The 18,146-nt window shown below is 43.5% G+C and carries 15 protein-coding genes; 6 read left to right on the top strand and 9 right to left on the bottom strand.

Features of this window, described 5'->3' with window-relative positions:
- The first annotated feature begins 190 nt into the window (after positions 1 to 190).
- Positions 191 to 604 (top strand): hypothetical protein, encoded by a 414-nt coding sequence (locus tag LC608_RS02245; RefSeq protein WP_181373946.1) that lies wholly within the window; start codon positions 191 to 193, stop codon positions 602 to 604.
- Between the two features lie 377 nt (positions 605 to 981).
- Here LC608_RS02245 and LC608_RS02240 read toward each other — a convergent pair whose 3' ends face one another.
- From LC608_RS02240 to rplU, 4 genes are all read right to left on the bottom strand, one after another.
- Positions 982 to 2,175: an NADH:flavin oxidoreductase/NADH oxidase gene (locus LC608_RS02240; protein ID WP_229551958.1), complete on the bottom strand. Its 1,194-nt coding sequence runs from the start codon at positions 2,173 to 2,175 to the stop codon at positions 982 to 984.
- Positions 2,176 to 2,412: 237 nt separating this feature from the next.
- A complete protein-coding gene (locus LC608_RS02235; RefSeq protein WP_229551957.1) occupies positions 2,413 to 3,129 on the bottom strand; it encodes a molybdopterin-dependent oxidoreductase in 717 nt (238 codons plus the stop codon).
- 251 nt (positions 3,130 to 3,380) lie between these two features.
- Positions 3,381 to 3,677 carry a 50S ribosomal protein L27 gene (gene rpmA / locus LC608_RS02225; RefSeq protein ID WP_099099325.1) on the bottom strand — a complete coding sequence of 99 codons (297 nt, stop codon included), beginning with the start codon at positions 3,675 to 3,677 and terminating at the stop codon, positions 3,381 to 3,383.
- Positions 3,678 to 3,704: 27 nt separating this feature from the next.
- Positions 3,705 to 4,133, bottom strand: a complete 429-nt coding sequence (rplU, locus tag LC608_RS02220; RefSeq protein ID WP_229551956.1) for a 50S ribosomal protein L21 — start codon at positions 4,131 to 4,133, stop codon at positions 3,705 to 3,707.
- Positions 4,134 to 4,587: 454 nt separating this feature from the next.
- On the opposite strand from rplU, the gene LC608_RS02215 reads away from it, so the two are divergent.
- Together LC608_RS02215 and LC608_RS02210 are read left to right on the top strand one after the other, a co-directional pair.
- Positions 4,588 to 4,821 (top strand): Nif11-like leader peptide family natural product precursor, encoded by a 234-nt coding sequence (locus LC608_RS02215; RefSeq protein WP_229551955.1) that lies wholly within the window; start codon positions 4,588 to 4,590, stop codon positions 4,819 to 4,821.
- Between the two features lie 243 nt (positions 4,822 to 5,064).
- On the top strand, positions 5,065 to 6,153 hold the full coding sequence (locus LC608_RS02210; RefSeq protein ID WP_229551954.1) for a DNA polymerase beta superfamily protein: 1,089 nt from the start codon (positions 5,065 to 5,067) through the stop codon (positions 6,151 to 6,153).
- A gap of 76 nt (positions 6,154 to 6,229) precedes the next feature.
- Here LC608_RS02210 and LC608_RS02205 read toward each other — a convergent pair whose 3' ends face one another.
- Both LC608_RS02205 and bchI read right to left on the bottom strand, forming a co-directional pair.
- Positions 6,230 to 6,526, bottom strand: a complete 297-nt coding sequence (locus LC608_RS02205; protein WP_100901737.1) for a hypothetical protein — start codon at positions 6,524 to 6,526, stop codon at positions 6,230 to 6,232.
- A gap of 113 nt (positions 6,527 to 6,639) precedes the next feature.
- Positions 6,640 to 7,764, bottom strand: coding sequence for a magnesium chelatase ATPase subunit I (bchI, locus tag LC608_RS02200; protein WP_229551953.1), 1,125 nt, complete (start codon positions 7,762 to 7,764; stop codon positions 6,640 to 6,642).
- A gap of 365 nt (positions 7,765 to 8,129) precedes the next feature.
- Between bchI and LC608_RS02195 the strand changes: the two genes are divergently transcribed.
- A complete protein-coding gene (locus LC608_RS02195) occupies positions 8,130 to 9,326 on the top strand; it encodes a glycoside hydrolase family 10 protein (protein ID WP_374108357.1) in 1,197 nt (398 codons plus the stop codon).
- A gap of 471 nt (positions 9,327 to 9,797) precedes the next feature.
- Here the strand turns inward: LC608_RS02195 and LC608_RS02190 are convergent, their stop codons facing one another.
- A complete protein-coding gene (locus LC608_RS02190; RefSeq protein ID WP_229551951.1) occupies positions 9,798 to 10,535 on the bottom strand; it encodes a Ycf66 family protein in 738 nt (245 codons plus the stop codon).
- 217 nt (positions 10,536 to 10,752) lie between these two features.
- Here LC608_RS02190 and gndA point away from each other — a divergent pair, with 217 nt between their 5' ends.
- Positions 10,753 to 12,183 (top strand): NADP-dependent phosphogluconate dehydrogenase, encoded by a 1,431-nt coding sequence (gndA, locus tag LC608_RS02185; protein WP_229551950.1) that lies wholly within the window; start codon positions 10,753 to 10,755, stop codon positions 12,181 to 12,183.
- A 160-nt stretch (positions 12,184 to 12,343) separates the two neighbouring features.
- Here gndA and LC608_RS02180 read toward each other — a convergent pair whose 3' ends face one another.
- Both LC608_RS02180 and cax read right to left on the bottom strand, forming a co-directional pair.
- The gene (locus LC608_RS02180) at positions 12,344 to 13,486 is read right to left on the bottom strand and encodes a serine/threonine-protein kinase (RefSeq protein ID WP_229551949.1); all 1,143 of its coding nucleotides are present in this window, start codon (positions 13,484 to 13,486) and stop codon (positions 12,344 to 12,346) included.
- Positions 13,487 to 13,764: 278 nt separating this feature from the next.
- Positions 13,765 to 14,856: a calcium/proton exchanger gene (cax, locus tag LC608_RS02175; protein ID WP_229551948.1), complete on the bottom strand. Its 1,092-nt coding sequence runs from the start codon at positions 14,854 to 14,856 to the stop codon at positions 13,765 to 13,767.
- Positions 14,857 to 15,386: 530 nt separating this feature from the next.
- On the opposite strand from cax, the gene LC608_RS02170 reads away from it, so the two are divergent.
- The gene (locus LC608_RS02170) at positions 15,387 to 18,128 is read left to right on the top strand and encodes a DUF3536 domain-containing protein (protein ID WP_229551947.1); all 2,742 of its coding nucleotides are present in this window, start codon (positions 15,387 to 15,389) and stop codon (positions 18,126 to 18,128) included.
- Positions 18,129 to 18,146 lie beyond the last annotated feature (18 nt).

Below are 18,146 nucleotides of genomic sequence, written 5' to 3'. Positions count from 1 at the left end.
TGAGGCGATGTATGTTGAGTGCCGCTCCCGTAAACCTGCGGGGATCTTGCTACGCCATCATTGGATATGCTTCTGATTGCTAGCGTATCACTCAACAAACCAGTTGTTCGCTACAGTCTATTCGTGATGAATACTGACGCAGCAATTATTTAAGCCATTCAAGACTATCGTAACGAAAGGATGGGTAACATTGACTTCTAACACACTTTCACAAAGAATACGTCAACATCAATATCTGCGTGATTTACGAAATAAATTACTCCACCTTCATAAGATGTTGCTGGATACAGAACGCATTGCCTACGAACAAGTTAGTGGACGAGTATCAAGCGGAGAACTACTTCAGCTAGTTATCGCTCATGAACAATTTGCTTGGCTACATCGCATTTCCGAGATGGTTGTGCAAGTTGATGAAATGCTCGAAGCAGATGAACCAATAGCAATAGAGGATTTTGAAAAGTTGATTGCTGATGTCCGCACGCTGATTATACCGTTAGAGACGGGCAATACCTTCGAGAGAAAGTATTACAACGCTCTCCAGCGCGAACCTGCTGCTGTGTTGGCACATGCGGAAATATCAAGATTTCTCACGTCTAAGGTTTAAGGTAGCCTTGTCAAGGTGACATGGCAAGACTTGGGGCTTAAGCCCCAAGTTCTTAAGTTTTCTGGCGTTGGTTTCAGTAATTTAGGTAATCTGCACCGACTGCATTACCCGCCTGGGATTGAAATCCCAGTCTAATAGCTTAACTCCTCTAAAGAGGACTAAGCCATTTTTTGAGATTAATTTCGGTCCACTTGAGTGGACTTAGCCTATTAACCCGGTACTTTGAGTGCTGGGCGGGATAGGGAGCTAATTGAAATAGATTAATGAGTCTTTTAGCTCCATTTACTGATCATCTGCGGTTAAACACTAGTAAATTGCGATCGCACCGTGGCAATCTCAAACTTTACCATTGCGATCGCAACACCTGCTGTTTAGATTTATTTCCCCTGTCTCCGTTGTTTAACTGCATACCCGTAGGGCAAAGCCCAGTTAGGTTCCTCATCCAAATGGCAACGCGCACGAATTGACCAATAAGGATCGCGGAGCATTTCTCGACCGACGAGAACCAAATCCGCACATCCACGAGTAATTACTTGGTTGGCATACTCAGCCTCCTTTATCATCCCCACAGCCCCTGTCCTAATCCCAGCCTCTTCTCGGATTTTGGCAGCAAAAGGCACTTGATAACCTGTCTGCACGGGAATCCTGGCATGAGGGACTAAGCCTCCTGTGGAAACATCGATTAAATCAACGCCTAATTCCTTTAGTTCACGGGATAATATCACTGACTGCTTGAGATCCCAACCTCCCTCTACCCAGTCGGTAGCAGAGAGGCGCACAAAAAGCGGCATCCCACTTGGCAGAATCTCTCGGATTCGTCTTGTAACCTCCAGTAACAAACGCATTCGGTTCTCCAACGAACCTCCGTAACCATCTGTTCGTTGATTACTTAGCGGCGAAAGAAAAGAATGCAGTAGATATCCATGAGCCGCGTGGATTTCGATAATCTGAAAGCCCGCTTGAAGGGCACGCCCGGTTGTGGCAACGAAGGCTTCAATCACCTCTTCAATCCCACCCTCATCGAGGGCTATGGGAAGGGGGCCGCCTTCTTGAAAGGGAATTGGGCTTGGCCCGATTACAGGCCAACCGCCTTCTTCAGGTGTTAACGGTGTACCACCCAGCCAGGGAAGATTGCAACTCGCCTTCCGGCCAGCATGAGCTAATTGAATCCCTGCGATCGCTCCTTGCTCACGAAGGAAGCGGACAATGCGAGCTAGTGGCTCAATGTGCATGTCGTCCCAAAGACCAAGATCGCCAGGGGTGATTCGCCCTTGGGCTGTCACGGCTGTAGCTTCGACTACAATCAGGTGAGTGCCTCCAGTAGCCCGACTCCCCAAATGGACAAAATGCCAATCATTCGCGAATCCATTTTCTGCCGAATATTGACACATTGGTGACATCGCTATGCGATCGGGCAGGGTGATATCTCGAATTTTCAGTGGACTAAACAAGTCCACTTCTGGTACATCCGAGTCGTGCAGACTTGTTGATTGACAACCGGGGGAATCTATGAATTCTAATTCGGTCTGGGCTGGAGATGATGGCAAGGTACTTAGATTCTCTGTAGTCATGCTGTTACTTTTCCGTGCTTTGTGGACTAAAACCCGTGTCCTTTGTTAGCTCGTCAAAATCAATTCTAGATAAGGAGTTTCAGATATTGGGTGTCTGATTTTTTGTCACTTCCCAAACGATTTTTAACTAATTCCCATAATTCCCCATCCCTCTATAGTGTAGAGATGCAAGGAACTTCCAAATAAAAAAACATCCCATTGCAAACAGACAAGGTAAAATTTTTTCCCTTATCTCGCTTATAATCCAGCAAACCACTCATAGCCCTGATCCTCCCAATAGCCTTTACGAGGTAACAAATTGCTGACGAATGTAATTTGAGTTACCCACTTACTTTGTTTGTAGCCCAGTTTAATTGGGGATGCTAGGCGTATGGGCGCACCATTATCAACTGATAAAGGTTGTCCATTCTTTTGATAAGCCATGAGAGTTTGGGGATGTACAGCAGAGGCAATATCCCAGCTTTCATAGTAGCCATCAGCAGATTTAAAGTAGACATAGCGGACGTTTGACTTCGGCTGTACCAGTGCAACCAAGTCTCGTAATCGCACACCTCCCCATTGAGCGATCGCAGCCCAGCCTTCAACACACACATGGCGAATTACCATTGAAGTCAAGGGAAGTTTTTGAATATCTGGCATACTCAATTGCATCGGGTTACTAACCTCGCCATCAATCATCAGGCGAAACTGCGCTGGATCAATTTGCGGCGTAAAGTCAAAGGTATTAATCAGCAATTTGTCTGGTTCTATGGCACTAACAGGAAATTCTGGTACTGGTTTTTGACTTAGCAGAAGTGCTTCAAGACTTTGGTTTAGTGGCTCAGATATTTGCCGCAGATTATCTGAGAACAAATTTGTCCCACAGCCACCTAAAAGAAAGCCTAGGCCTGAAAGTCCAGATACTTGCAGTAACCGACGACGGGATAGGGTGCGTTTGGGAAGAATCAGACTCATAGAACCTCTACAGGAACATAGACTTTATTAGACGCTTTTTACCTTCAGGGCAAGTAAAGATTGAGGAATGACGGCAAGCTACGCAACCCAATTTGTTTATGTAATATTTTGTTATTGAAGAATATCTGCGCTTTGATGCTCCTAATATTAATCTATAGGCAACAGAGAAACAAAGCGACTTTTAAGCAACTGCTGGGATATGCGATCGCTAACTAGCAATTAGGGTGGGCACTATTACCCACCCTAACACTCTAACTTGCTACTGCCTCAGCAGGGGCTGCCTCAGCAGCAGTTATGGGTAAATAAACACTAACTTTTTTACGGGTTTTGCCCTTTCTCTCAAACATTACAACACCGTCGATTAAGGCAAACAGTGTGTCATCGCTACCAATGCCGACATTGTTACCAGGGTGGAATTTAGTACCACGCTGACGCACGAGAATGTTTCCTGCACGTACAACTTGACCACCATAACGCTTGACACCCAGACGTTGGGCATTAGAATCACGACCGTTGCGTGTACTACCTGTTCCTTTCTTATGAGCCATGATTTCCTCTTGTGTATCTTCTTATTATTATTCAGCAGCAGTTTCAACTTCTTCGGCAGCAGTTTCAACTTCTTCGGCAGGAGTCTCATCTAAAACGGGGGTTTCCTTCTCCGTTTCTCCTTCAAAAGCAAATACTTCACCATTAAGGGTGATGGAGTCAATCATAAGTCTGGTAATTTCCTGACGATGCCCCCGCTTTTTACGGGTTTTCTTTTTAGGCTTCATCTTGTATACCAAGACTTTACGACCTCTGTAATGTCGCATTACAGTCCCTTCTACAGTCGCACCTGTCACTAGTGGCTGTCCAATGGTGACTTCGCCATCGTGCTGCACGAGTAATACGGAGTCTATTGTAACTTTTTCATCTGGTTCGATCGCAAGCAGTTCAATATCGTAAAACCGGCCTGGCTCTACTCGTATTTGTTTGCCGCCAGTTTCAATAATCGCGTAGGTCATGGAATTGTCCTTGAGGTTGCCGTACAGGTAGCTGGTTTTTATCTCGTGTAGAGACGCTTTTGCCAGCTTTTGTAATATGTCTACCTGATCCGAGCAGGAATTAGACAGACAATCTAACATACTATTTTATGAACAGGTGTCAAGTCAAGCTTTCATTTGCCAAAAATCGTCATAACTGAATTACCCACGCAAAAAATGTAAAATGCATTGATAATTCAAAATCAATGTTATTCAGTTAGATACTGCTTCCGTCTTAGGACTGAGTTTTATAAATTAGCAGAAATATTTAGACTAAAACTTATATTTTCTTATCAGAATCTACACATTTTTCTTCTTTGTTTTAAAATTAAACTTACACTCTTAAATCGTAAGGTTCTTCAGAAAATTTAGTGATTCCATAAGAGTCAAATTACTAAGATTGAAACCTGATATTTAAAACAGGAGAGAAACTGTCATGACACAGCAAAATGCTACTCGGCTTTTTGAAGCCGTAAAACAAGATCAAGCACTACAGCAAAGACTCAAAGCAACAGCTAATCCAGAAGCCTTCGTCAAGATTGCTCAAGAGCGTGGCTATGATTTCAGCGTCGAAGAACTGGAGAGTGAAATCAGCAACTTGTCTGAAGAAGATTTAGCCGCCATTGTTAATCCAGGATGGGGAAATAGACGGCACATTAATCCTAGATAATTTCTGTTCTAGGAAAGCGAAAATATAGGAACAACTAAATTGACAAGTTTTGCTCCTTAAGGGGATATCGTTGCATCATCTCCTTTAGGGGCATTTTTGTTAAACTAAGCAATTCTTGGTATTAGTCATTAGTCAAGAGTTAGAAATTCTTCCCTTGCCTCCTCTGCCTCCTCTGCATCTACATTCCCTACTTCTCATCGGCTTAACTCATAAGTTAGGATGACTATATTTTAATCAGGTGATATGGAAAGAATAGAAGTTGAGCAAAGAACTATTTTAATTGGTTTGGCAGGTAGCCACGGCTATGGTTTAAATCGTCCTGATTCAGACTTTGATTATCGGGGAGTATTTATCGCACCCAAAAGGTATTACTTAGGGTTTGATCACATAGAACAAAAAGATGCTGGTTGGGATGAACCAGGAATATTTCCATTCGTAGATGGTAACAAAGACACAGTTATATATGAATTAAGAAAAATCCTCCAGTTATTAGCAGGTGCGAATCCCAATGTTTTAGAATTGCTCTGGTTAAGTAACTATCCTTTTTTAAGCGCAGTCGGACAGCATTTAATTAATCATAAGCAGTTATTTTTGAGCAAGAAAGTAAAACATACTTACACTGGTTATGCCTTTGCCCAAATCAAAAAGATGGAAACTCATCGTAAATGGTTGTTAAAACCACCGCAAAAAAAGCCAATACCATCTGATTTCGCCATAGAAGACGAAGCACCCCTCAGCAAAGATGAGTTAAATGCTTTTCTGGAGTATCTTTATAATTTAATCAGAGGACGGATTGAGTTTTTGGAAGAAGCAGAACAATTATATCAATTGCTGACGGCAGATATTGATTTTAAAGGCGTGTTGAAACAATACACTTTGCCAGATGAAACTTTGGAATATACCCAAAAGTTAACCAATAGCCGTAAAGATTTTATCCGCCTACTTCAAAAAAGCCAAAGTTATCAAATAGCTTTAAGAGAATGGAAGGCTTACTTATCTTGGCAGGAAAATAGAAATCCGGCTAGGGCAGAAATGGAAAGAAAGTCGGGTTTTGATCTCAAACATGGAATGCACTGCATTAGATTGCTACGCAGTGGAGTAGAAATATTGCGGCGAGGTGAAGTGATTGTAGATAGGAGAATAGCTGGTGATTTTGAGGATTTAAAAGCTATTTTAAAAGGTGAGTATTCTTATGAGGAGGTGATGAAAAAGGCAGAAGATTTGGTCGCTGAAATGGAAATTGTATACGAAGAATCTGCTCTACCTCACAAACCTGATTTAGAGCAAATTAATGAGTTGTGTATGGAATTGGTGGAAATGCAGAATTGGTAAGTTGTTGGGCATTGGGCATGGGACATTGTTGATTAAGTTTCTTCGCTATTCCGTATTCCCTATTCCCCACTCTCCATTAAAGAGCGTACATTAAATCAGCAAAGCCATAGAGACTGATGATGAGCAATAGCGATGCTGTTAGTTGGGTAATTCGTGTCTGGGGTGAGGGCGCGATCGCTTCCCGCACTAAGATAGAAATAGATGCCCCAACTACTAAGCTCAAGCCTAAGATTAAATAGGGTCTATCAGGTAAAATACTGGCTATTGCCAGCATAGCGATCGCTAATAAGAGCATCAGTAATTCTACAAATCTGGGCGGGTTGTATTGGCTAGATAGAACAAAGCTGTTAAACCAAAAAGACCAAAATCTCATAATCAGTTTTGAGTGCTAAATGTTGAGTTAGACTCTGCCAATTTTAGATTTTGAATTTTCGATTTTGGAATTTTTCTTCAATCCAAAATCCAAAATCTAAAATCCAAAATTAATTAGCTCCTAGCCCCTAATTTTTGACCTGTGCCGTTTTTTTGTGCGACATCACTTTCTGGTAGTTCGACACCAAAGACGCGGCTAAAAACTTTGGCGACTTTGTAGCCAGAATCAATCGATTCTAAGGGGTCTTTCCGCAGCCTGTGACGCAAGCATAGCGTAATTACGCGGTGGATATCATCAACTGTAACTTCAGTGCGTCCTTCATAAGCTGTTAAGGCTTTGGCGGCGCGGTTACTAACAATGTCACCACGCAAACCATCTACATCCAGTTCTGAGCAGACTTCAGAAATTTTTACCCGTAGTTCATAGTCCATTTTCACTTCTGGCAAAAGCTGTTGAGCATTGACAATTTGCTCTTGCAGTGCTTCTTGCTGGGGTTTGTAGTTTTCGAGAAATACTGGAGGATTTTGGTCAAAATCCGCCCGTTGTTCCACGATTTGCACCCGCAAGGCTGGTTCTTTTACGGTGTGAATTTCTGCGTGCATCCCAAAGCGATCGAGCAGTTGGGGGCGTAGTTCGCCTTCTTCCGGGTTTCCAGAACCCACAAGAACGAAACGCGCTGGGTGACGGATAGAAATACCTTCCCGTTCTACAGTGTTCCATCCACTCGCGGCGGAATCTAGTAGCACGTCTACGAGGTGGTCATCTAGTAAGTTGACTTCATCCACATAGAGAATGCCCCGGTTAGCCTTTGCCAGCAGTCCCGGTTCAAAGGCTTTGACACCTTCAGATAAAGCTTTCTCAATGTCGATTGTGCCACAAACTCGGTCTTCTGTAGCTCCTAGCGGCAGGTCTACCATTTGGACTTTTTTGTGAGCTACAGGAATTTCCGCCCCTTGTTCTAACAGTTGGCGGACTTCATCGCTCATCAAGTCGGGGTCGCTAGGATCACTACTAAAGGGGTCATTGGCAACCACAGAAATTTCTGGCAGCAGATCCGCCAGCGCCCGGATAGTTGTGGATTTCCCGGTGCCGCGATCGCCCATGATCATTACACCACCAATTTTGGGGTCAATCACGTTCAATAGGAGCGCCAGTTTCATTTCTTCCTGGCCCACAATTGCCGTAAAAGGAAATACCACGCGACGCGCACTTGCCGTGGATTGAGCAGTTGGACTCACTAAATTACCTTAACAATATTTTTCTTATTACAGTTTTCTATTGTGACACAGGTGAGGTGTGGGGGAGTGAGAAGATCGGGGGCGGGGGGCAGGGGGCGGGGAGGCAGGGGGAGAAAATTTTACCTTGTCCCCAATGCTCCATTCAAAATTGGGCACTAATGGCTATCTGCTGCGTCAAGCAACTTATAACTTTGCTAGGTCTGCTTTAGTTTTTCTGGTGCAAAAGTTCCATAAGCAGGGAACGAACAACTACCAACTCATCAATTCAATACTAAGCATAAATACTTGTAGACTATATGGTTAGTAGATTCAATCGTAAAAGCGAACAATGGCGTGTGTGGGTAGTTAATGCATCATTCAAATCTATGAAATCACCTTTTATTGTTCAGAATTGGCGGCGACTACTCAAGTTTCTTTTTCCAATTCTCATTTTAATATCCTTTTTTACTGTATTGTTGGTGGACAGTTTCACCCCTGCCATCGCACAGATACCCCGTCAGGAAATTCGCGGGGTTTGGATGACCACTAATGATTTTGATACCCTCAAAAATCGAGAGAAAGTGCAGGATGCCGTAAGTCAATTACGACGGCTGAACTTCAACACAATTTATCCTGTGGTGTGGAATTCTGGCTATGTGATGTATCCTAGTGCGATCGCACAACGTGCAGGTATTCAACCTTTTGTCTACAAAGGTTCAGATGGACATGATATTCTTGCAGACCTAATTAACCAAGGCCATCGCAAAGGATTGCTAGTGATTCCCTGGTTTGAATTTGGTTTCATGGCTCCCCCAACCTCAGAATTGGCGCTGAATTATCCTGATTGGTTCACACAAAAGCGGGATGGTAGCCAAACTTCGATTAGTGCGGCTGGTGAGGTTATGTGGCTCAATCCGTTCCATCCAAAAGTGCAACAGTTTATCACCAATCTAGTGCTAGAAACTGTCACCCAATATGATACAGATGGCATTCAGTTTGACGATCACATGAGTTTGCCTCACGAATTTGGCTACGACCAATATACAGTTGCTTTGTACACCAAAGAAACGAAGAATCCTCCCCCAACTAATTCCCAAGATGCAGCATGGGTAAAGTGGCGGGCAGATAAAATTACGGCGTTCATGGTACAACTTAATCAAGCTGTGAAACAGAGAAAACCCCAGGCGATTTTCTCTGTTTCTCCTAATTACTATGATTTTGCTTACAAGTTTCACTTACAAGATTGGCTGAGTTGGATACGACAAAATATTGTGGATGAGTTAATCGTGCAAGTTTATCGTCCGGATCTGCAAAGTTTTGTGGCTAAGATTTCCCGCCCAGAAATTCAAGAAGCGCAACAAATAATTCCAACTGGAATTGGCATTATGACAGGGTTACGAAATAATCCAGTTCCCATGCAGCAAATTAAGTCTCAGGTGCTGGCTGCCCAAGAACGTGGTTTAGGCGTAACCTTCTTTTATTATGAAAGTCTTTGGAACGATGCTCTAGAACCTTTAAACGAGCGACAAGCTGGATTTGCAACTCTCTTTCGCTCTCCCGCACTCCGGGCCAAAATTGAATAAATTTTCTGTTGAAGATTATGTTTTTGTAATATCAATTAAGGTTTTGACATCTAATTGGTAGTGCCTTGCCTGTTGCAAAGGCTCAGATTCCCGGCTTATTTTAAAAGTTGGGAATCTTGTTATAACCACTTCAGATGTGTGCTTCTATCGATTTTGATGATACTGCGATCGCTGCATAAACTGGGAGACTTTGATTCCAGTTCCCCCCTTTTTAAGGGGTTAGGGGGGATCTAAAAGTGCCTAAAGTTACAGCGAAACAGTTTTCAAACAACCTCTAGGGGTATTCCTCTAAGGCTTGGATCAAAATACATTTCCTGGCAGCCGAATTGTTGAAGGAATCAAGTTTAGTTTCATTGGATGCTGAGGACAAAGTAGCTAGTCTTGGCTTATATGATTCTTTTGAAGCTGAAGATTCAAACCTGTTGAGTGAAACCCAACATTATATTAGGTTAACGCTGGGTTTCACTGTATTCAACTAGCTTGATTAGGCGGTATTTCTTCAGGTAGCATTTCCGCCGGGGGAGCGAGTACCGCATCCGGCGCAATTTCTTCTACGGGAATCGGTTGCTTCTCCTCAATTTCAAAATCTGGTTGCGCTGCTTCCACCAATTCAGGAGATGGGGGATGTGGTGGAATCGCTTCCGGTACACTCTCGGTTTTGGCTTCGGTGTCAGTAGTAACTGTCTCCTCTGCTGGTTTTTCTGGTATAGCAGTAGTTTTGTCGATAATCTCAACAGTAGGTTTCTCTGCTATTACAGAGGTAATGTTTTCAGGTTTGGGGGTTGTGGGTGTTTTTTTACTCCCAGTTTGTTGTACCTTGTCTTTCACTCCACTGAAGGTGCTACCAAGACCTTTTTGCAACTGGCCCAGCCGTTCCTGAAGGGAGAACTTATTTACCTGTTCCTGAATGCCAGTTTTCACCGTCTCAGGACTGGGTACTTGGGTTTGTTGTGGCTGGGGGGTCAGTTGGCGACGTAATGATAGAGTTTGCCAGCCAAACCAGACCAAAAGAGCCACACTAGCCACATGACCCAGCAATAAACCCCCAGTAATGCGTGGTGCAAACACCCATAAGACTAAAGCATAGAAAAGTCCTACGCCACTCCAGATAAAGTCATTCTTGCGGTGGATTTCTGGAAAAAAGAAAGCTGCTATATAAATAGCTAAACTACCAAGACCGACCACCAAAGCTAGGACAAATGCCAGCATTATTTGGTTACTCCTTACTGCGTCCTTTGACTATTTCAATTTTGCAAATTTTGCCAGTCAATTGTTGATTTAGATACAATTTAAAATTAATTAGCCGCATTAGTTGCGGATTTTTGCCCTTTATTCAAGTCTTAAGGTCTTCTTTAGGGGAGAACGGAAAATATCGGACTACCCTTATAGGTAAAGGATCTGCAAGAGAGTTAGCCAGAAATTTTTTATGACACTACAAAGCTTTGGTGTGATTGGATTAGCCGTTATGGGTGAGAACATCGCTCTAAACGTGGAGCGCAATGGCTTCCCAATTGCAGTTTACAACCGCTCCCGAGAAAAAACGGATGCGTTTATGGCGCAGCGTGCTACAGGACGGAACGTCAAAGCCGCCTTTACCTTGGAAGAATTCGTTGCCTTATTGGAACGTCCCCGTAAAATCCTAGTAATGGTGCAAGCTGGTAAACCAGTGGATGCGGTGATTGCTCAACTCAAACCCTTGTTAGAGGAAGGCGATATCATTATTGACGGTGGCAACTCTTGGTTTGAAGATACGGAACGACGCACTCAGGAATTAGAACCCGCAGGGCTTCGGTATCTTGGTATGGGTGTCAGTGGCGGTGAAGAAGGAGCGCTAAATGGGCCTTCACTGATGCCTGGAGGTACAACAAGCTCTTACGAGTTTCTATCACCAATTTTCAACAAAATTGCTGCCCAAGTCGATGATGGCCCTTGTGTAACCTATATTGGCCCTGGTGGTTCTGGCCACTATGTCAAAATGGTACACAACGGCATTGAGTATGGCGATATGCAGCTAATTGCTGAAGCCTACGACTTACTGAAAAATGTCGCTGGATTAGACCATAATCAGCTACATGAGGTGTTTGCTGAATGGAACACCACCGACGAACTCGATTCATTTTTGATTGAGATTACGAAGAATATCTTCCCATATCTTGACCCAGAAACAAATAAACCCCTGGTGGATTTGATTGTTGACGCAGCAGGTCAAAAGGGAACTGGACGCTGGACTGTGCAAACTGCATTGGAATTGGGAGTTGCTATTCCCACAATTACAGCAGCAGTTAATGCCCGGATTATATCTTCTATTAAAGAGGAACGGGTTGCAGCATCTAAAGTCCTTACAGGCCCCAGTGGCAAGTATGACGGGCAAACCAAGGACTTTATCAACAAAGTTCGTGATGCTCTCTATTGCTCAAAAATCTGTTCTTATGCTCAAGGGATGGCGTTGTTATCCACAGCTTCAAAAACATATAACTGGAATTTGGATCTGGGCGAAATGGCGCGGATTTGGAAAGGTGGTTGTATTATTCGCGCTCGCTTTTTGAATAAGATTAAGAAGGCTTTTAGCGAAAATCCAGCTTTGCCTAACTTGCTGTTAGCTCCCGAATTTAAGCAGACAATTCTCGACAGACAGACTGCTTGGCGGGAAGTGATTGCGACAGCTGCAACAGTGGGAATTCCAGTACCCGCATTTAGCGCATCCTTGGATTATTTTGACAGCTATCGCCGCGATCGCTTGCCTCAAAATCTAACTCAAGCACAACGCGACTACTTCGGCGCACATACCTACCTGCGTCTTGATAAGCCCGGAAGTTTCCACACTGAATGGGTACCCATTGCTGAAGCTAAGAAGTAAATTTTCACACATCTACATCAGGATACTGTGAAAGGTTAGTCCGTTTCAAAATACAGCTTTAGAAGTGGCTCTGAAACTCAGAGCCACTTTTTTTAAACGTAGATATAAAGCAACAAACCGCAGAGGCGCAGAGAACGCAGTTTTCTATTTTTTATTGATTTTAAGGGTTATTATTACCAAGATATTTGGCTTTTAATTCTTCTAATTCTTCATCTATTTTACTTTTACTAGAAGGCTGAGGTGTGGCGTTTTGTGGCTGTATTTTATTTGGTTGAGGTTTGTTGTTACCCATAAATTGGGTTTTCATTTCTTCTAATTCCCGATCCAGTTGACTAGGAGATGGCGATACAAAAGCAGGTGGAGAATTGGGTGGTGATTGAGGGATAGGTTTTGGTGCAATCGCTGGCTTTGATGCTACTTGCGAGTATTTATTTAAGTCTTTGAGAACTTCCTCTACTGTTTGATAACGCCGAATTGGAATACTCTCTAGCATTTTGTTGAGAATGCGATTCAACTCATTACTGACGGGAGTTTTCAAGTATTGCTGCCAAACCCATGTACCGTTGTTAGTATCATAAGAATCGAACGGCGATCGCACAGTTAATAAATTAATACAAGTTGCACCCAAACTGTAAATATCGCTGGCAAAAATAGCCCTACCTCTCATTTGCTCTGGGGCTACATATTCTGGGCTGCCAATACTAGTACCAGTTTGATTTAAGGCATTACCAGTGGCAGATTTAGCAGCACCAAAATCTACTAATACTAGTTTGCGTTGGGCATCGCTCTCACGAATAATATTTTCTGGTTTAATATCGCGGTGAATTACGTGTCTAGCATGACAAAATTGCAAAACTGATAATAAATCGTTTAATAGTTGCCAGATTTGTGTTTCACTAAAAGCACCTTTATGTGCTAATTCCTGGGCTAAGTTTTGCCCGTCGATAAATTCTTGTACAAGATACTGTCGATTTTCTTGGGTAAAATATGCCAGTAGTTCGGGAATCTGCGGATGTTTCCCCAATTCATCTAACTGCACTGCTTCTTGGTTAAATAACTCTACAGCTTTGGCAAGACTATTAGCGCCTTGGGATTGGGGATAAAACTGCTTAATTACGCAGCGTGGTTTTGAGGGTTTATCCTCATCCACAGCTAAGAAGGTTTTGCCAAAACCACCTTGTCCGATTGGTTTGATAGCACGGTAACGTTCTTTGAGGAGTAACTTAGAACCGCAAGTCCGGCAAAACTTGACCTCATAAGGATTTTCAGGCTTGGGACAATGAGGATTAAGGCAGTAGCTCATATAGGCGATCGCTCTTATATCTCTTTATTTTACAGGCGTTGAGGGTAGGGACTTTTGCCAATGGGTTAAATGAGCGATGTCTACGACGGGCTACGCCTACGCACTACTAATTAGTACAGCACAACGGAAATCAATCTACCATTTTAAAATTTGCAAAAGCCTTGATATACAAAACTTTTGACTTTTGACTTTTAACTTTTGACTTCCCCATTCGCGTAGCGTCTGTCTGCGACACGCTGCGCGAACGCAGAGAAGGGGCTGACTTTCGCCTTGCGGTACTACCCCATACCTTCCATAACTGGGTGGAAGTAGAAAGCGAACCCCAATACCGTATAAGCAGCTAATAATAAAGTGCCTTCGAGCCAATTGGATTTCCCATCAGAACTAATACTGTTCGCAATTAGCACTGACACAACTACAGCTACTAATTCAAAGGGTTGGAAATCCAAATCCATTGGTTTACCTAATACCCGCCCTGCTATCACCAACACGGGGGCAACAAATAAGGCAATCTGCATACTTGATCCCACAGCTACCGAAAGGGAAAGATCCATCTTATTTTTCATCGCCACGGTGACTGCTGTAGCGTGTTCAGCCGCGTTACCGACGATGGGAACCAATATTACCCCTGTAAACAGCGCCGTCAAACCTAGCTGAGATGTGGCCACTTCCAGAGAATCTACTAGCATTTCTGACTCAAGTGCCACTAGTAAAGTACATACTAGCAACACACCTACCCACAACATCATATTTGGTTTCGCGTGAGGGGTTTCCTCTTCTTCTGTCTCCGCTACACCCACATCATAAAGATAGGAGTGGGTTTTCATCGAAAATAGCAGCGTTAGGGCGTAAACCAGGATTAATACGACGGCAACAGCAATAGAAAGATTTTGCACTGTTTCTTCGTTAATTCCTTGAGAGGTGTAATTCATTGCCGTTGGCATCAAAATGGCAATCACTGCCAAATTCATCGAAGCAGCATTCACCCGCGCCACAATTGGCTGAAATGTCTGTTCTTTGTAGCGTAGTCCCCCCAAAAGCATGGAAAAACCCATCACCAGTAGTAAGTTGCTAATAATTGATCCTGTGATACTGGCTTTGACTACATCTATTAACCCAGCATTCAGCGCTACTAAGGCGATGATTAGTTCTGTAGCATTGCCAAAAGTGGCATTTAACAAGCCCCCCAGTGATGGCCCCACTACGACAGCAATTTCTTCTGTGGCTGTACCCATCCAAGCTGCTAAGGGCAGAATTGCTAATCCAGCTGTAATGAAAACTATCAATTCTCCCCACTCCAGAAAGTGGGCTGCTACAGAAACCGGGATAAACAGTAGTAAAACGAAAAGAATAATGTTTTTGGTTGACATTTGTTGTCTTAAGTTGAGGGTATCATTCACAGCGAGCAATCCTAAGTTTTAAGTTTGGAGTGTTGAATTAACAATCACTTTCATATCAGCACTCCGATATGGTACTCTCAACCGCCTGTAGACTAATTCAGAGATTGTACTGTTTTCCATTCATTGCTGCGGTTATTATGTAAAATAAAATTGCGATATAATGAGTTTTCGTAATCTTTTGTTGCAAAAGTATGAATTTGAGCCAAAATATTACATCGAAAATGGGGTTTAATATATTACAAAGACAATTAAAATTTTGATTGACACTGAAGAAGAGAAAACCCCTAACTGAGCCTTTGTTCAATGGCTAATTACTTTAAGCCTTTAGGGAAAGGGCTGTGCAATAACGCAGATTTCCTACTACAATAAAACAGCTTTGTCAAAATTTAATTGGACTCATAGTTGTTGTTTATACCGGATTTTGTGTAAAAACTATTGTAGAAAGGTTTACGCACAATGTTTTCGGTACAACTGCAAGTTTTTGTTTTGGATAAATATACATGACTTCTGCTGCTGAAATGCCAGCTAGCTCTGGCTCAACGTTAACATTACATTCAGATCCCAATAACGCCAAAGAAACCGATCCCCTGAACAAGGCTAATGGTGTTTATGTGACGGTGCATGGTCATTTTTACCAGCCACCAAGGGAAAACCCTTATCTGGACGCAATTGAACGCCAACCGAGCGCTGCACCTTTCCATGATTGGAATGAGCGGATTCATTGGGAATGCTATCGTCCAAACGCCTTTGCCAGAGTCTTAAATGACCAAGGCGAAGTGGTAGGGATCGTCAACAATTATGAGTATTTTAGTTTTAATATCGGGCCAACGCTGATGTCGTGGCTAGAACGCTACGATGTGGAGGTTTATCAGCGCATTTTAGAGGCGGATGCCAAGAGTAGCGATCGCTTGCATGGTCACGGGAATGCGATCGCGCAAGTATACAATCACATTATCATGCCTCTGGCGAATGAACGCGACAAATATACCCAAATTCGCTGGGGTAAAGAAGACTTCCGCTCCCGCTTTGGACGCGATCCCGAAGGCATGTGGCTAGCAGAAACTGCTGTAGACTACGCCACCCTAGAAGCTCTTGTTGCTGAGGGTATTCGCTTCATTGTCCTTGCACCATCTCAAGCATTGCGTTGCCGTCCCCTCCCCACTCAAGATCATCCCCATTCTGAATGGATTGAAGTCGGCGGAAGTCAGATTGATTCTACCCGTCCCTACCGTTGTTATTTGAAGCCCACACTAGATACTTCATCTTCACCTCTGAGTGCGATGGGCTATGCCCCGCCGGAGGCGATCGCTACTAGCCCTAACAATAGTAGTACAGAAGAATTACCCTATATTGATATCTTCTTCTACGATGGGCCGATATCGCGGGACATGGGTTTTAGTGATGTGGTTTATAATTCTAGTCACTTTGCCGGACGTATCGGTTCGGCGGTGCGTGGGGATCATCGTCTGGCACAGTTAATTTCTGTGGCGACAGATGGGGAAACCTTCGGACACCACAAGAAGGGAACTGAGAAAACTTTAGCTTACGCCTTTACCAAAGAGTTTCCTCAACAGGGTTGGACGGTAACGAACTTCGCCCACTACCTCAGCTTAAATTCTCCCAGTTGGGAAGTGGAATTAAAGTCAGTTACAGCCTGGAGTTGCGCCCACGGTGTCGGCAGATGGGAAGATGACTGTGGTTGCGGTGGAGAAGGTGGTGTTTGGCATCAGAAATGGCGTCGTCCCTTGCGGGATTCCCTAAATTGGCTGCGGGATCAGCTAACTGAGGTGTATGCAGAACATGGTAAGCAGTTATTTCGCGATCCCTGGCTAGCACGAGATGAATATATCCAAGTATTGCGCGATCGCTCTGCTACCAATGTCAACCGTTTTCTCGCCCGTCATCAAACCCACAAACTAACAGCAGCCGAACAAGTAGACGCTTTGCGCCTGTTAGAAATGCAGCGTCACGCTTTGTTGATGTTCACTAGTTGCGGTTGGTTTTTTGAAGAAATTTCCCGTCCAGAAGGGACACAAATTCTGCGCTATGCCGCCCGTGCTTTGGAATTGGCAGGGGATGTGGCTGGTGTGCAGTTGGAAAAAGGCTTTGTCAAACGTCTTGGTTTAGCCCCCAGTAATGTAGATCAGTTCAAACACGGTGCGGAAATTTATCGGCAACTTGTGTTAACTGCCCAACTTGGCTTTAAGCAAGTAGCAGCCCATTACGCCATTACTTCCCTATTTACCAATCAGAAACCAGCAGAGGCGCACAATTCCTTACCGAGAAAAGATGCTGCTGATAAACAGTCTCAGCGTTACCACAAAAAGGTTTATTGCTATGCAGCCAATGAGTTAGATTACCAAATGCAACGGATGGGATCGCTAACTCTGGCTATAGGAAATTTAAAGCTGGTATCAGAGATTACTTGGGAAAGTGAGCATTTGGTATTTGCGGTTCTGCATTTGGGAGGCTGGGATTTCCACTGTGGCATTCAGCAATTTACTGGGCGACGTAACTACAGCCAATTAAAAGAAAAGCTGTTTGGGGCACTAAAACAAGCTAGCGCGGCTCATACTATCTTGGCGATGACACAGCTATTTGGCGAAGAAGCTTTCAGCTTGCAAAATCTATTTGCTGAAGAACGCCACCGGATTATGCGGCTGCTTAGTGAGGAAACACTGACACGTCTAGGACAGTTATATACCCAAGCGTACCGTGATAATTATGGTGTGCTGATGGCGTTTCATCGAGATGAAATAGCAGTACCGCAAGAATTACAGGTAGCAGCAGATATTGCTTTAGGGCATCGCTGTTTGATGACATTACGATCGCTTGAGCAAGATATCGCTGATCCCCAAAAGAGTTGGAATCACATCTTAGAATTGGAGGCGATCGCAACTGAAGCAAAACATCTGCGTTGTCGGCTGAATATTCCCGACGGTAAGCAGATGTTAGAACAGTTAATTGCGCGATCACTTTGGCAATTATTGCACGATGCCAATGGTAGTTTTAATGCAGATATCCAGCTATTGGAACGATTGATTGATGTCGGGGATCATCTAAATATTGATGTTTCTCTACAGCGATCGCAGGAACTATACTTTAGTTGTCTGCACAGTCAGATAGGGCCGGTATGTATCACTAGCGTTGATAATGAAGCAGATAATAAGTGTCTTCAGTTGCTTAAGTTGGGCAAAAAATTAGCCGTTGATGTCAGCATGATCTCAAGTCAGTTGGGATAGATGTACGGTAGGATAAAA

Source organism: Nostoc sp. XA010, from assembly GCF_020829625.1.
GTDB lineage: Bacteria > Cyanobacteriota > Cyanobacteriia > Cyanobacteriales > Nostocaceae > Nostoc.
Note: the sequence above shows the minus strand (reverse complement) of the source record. Positions and strands in the feature narration are given on the sequence as shown.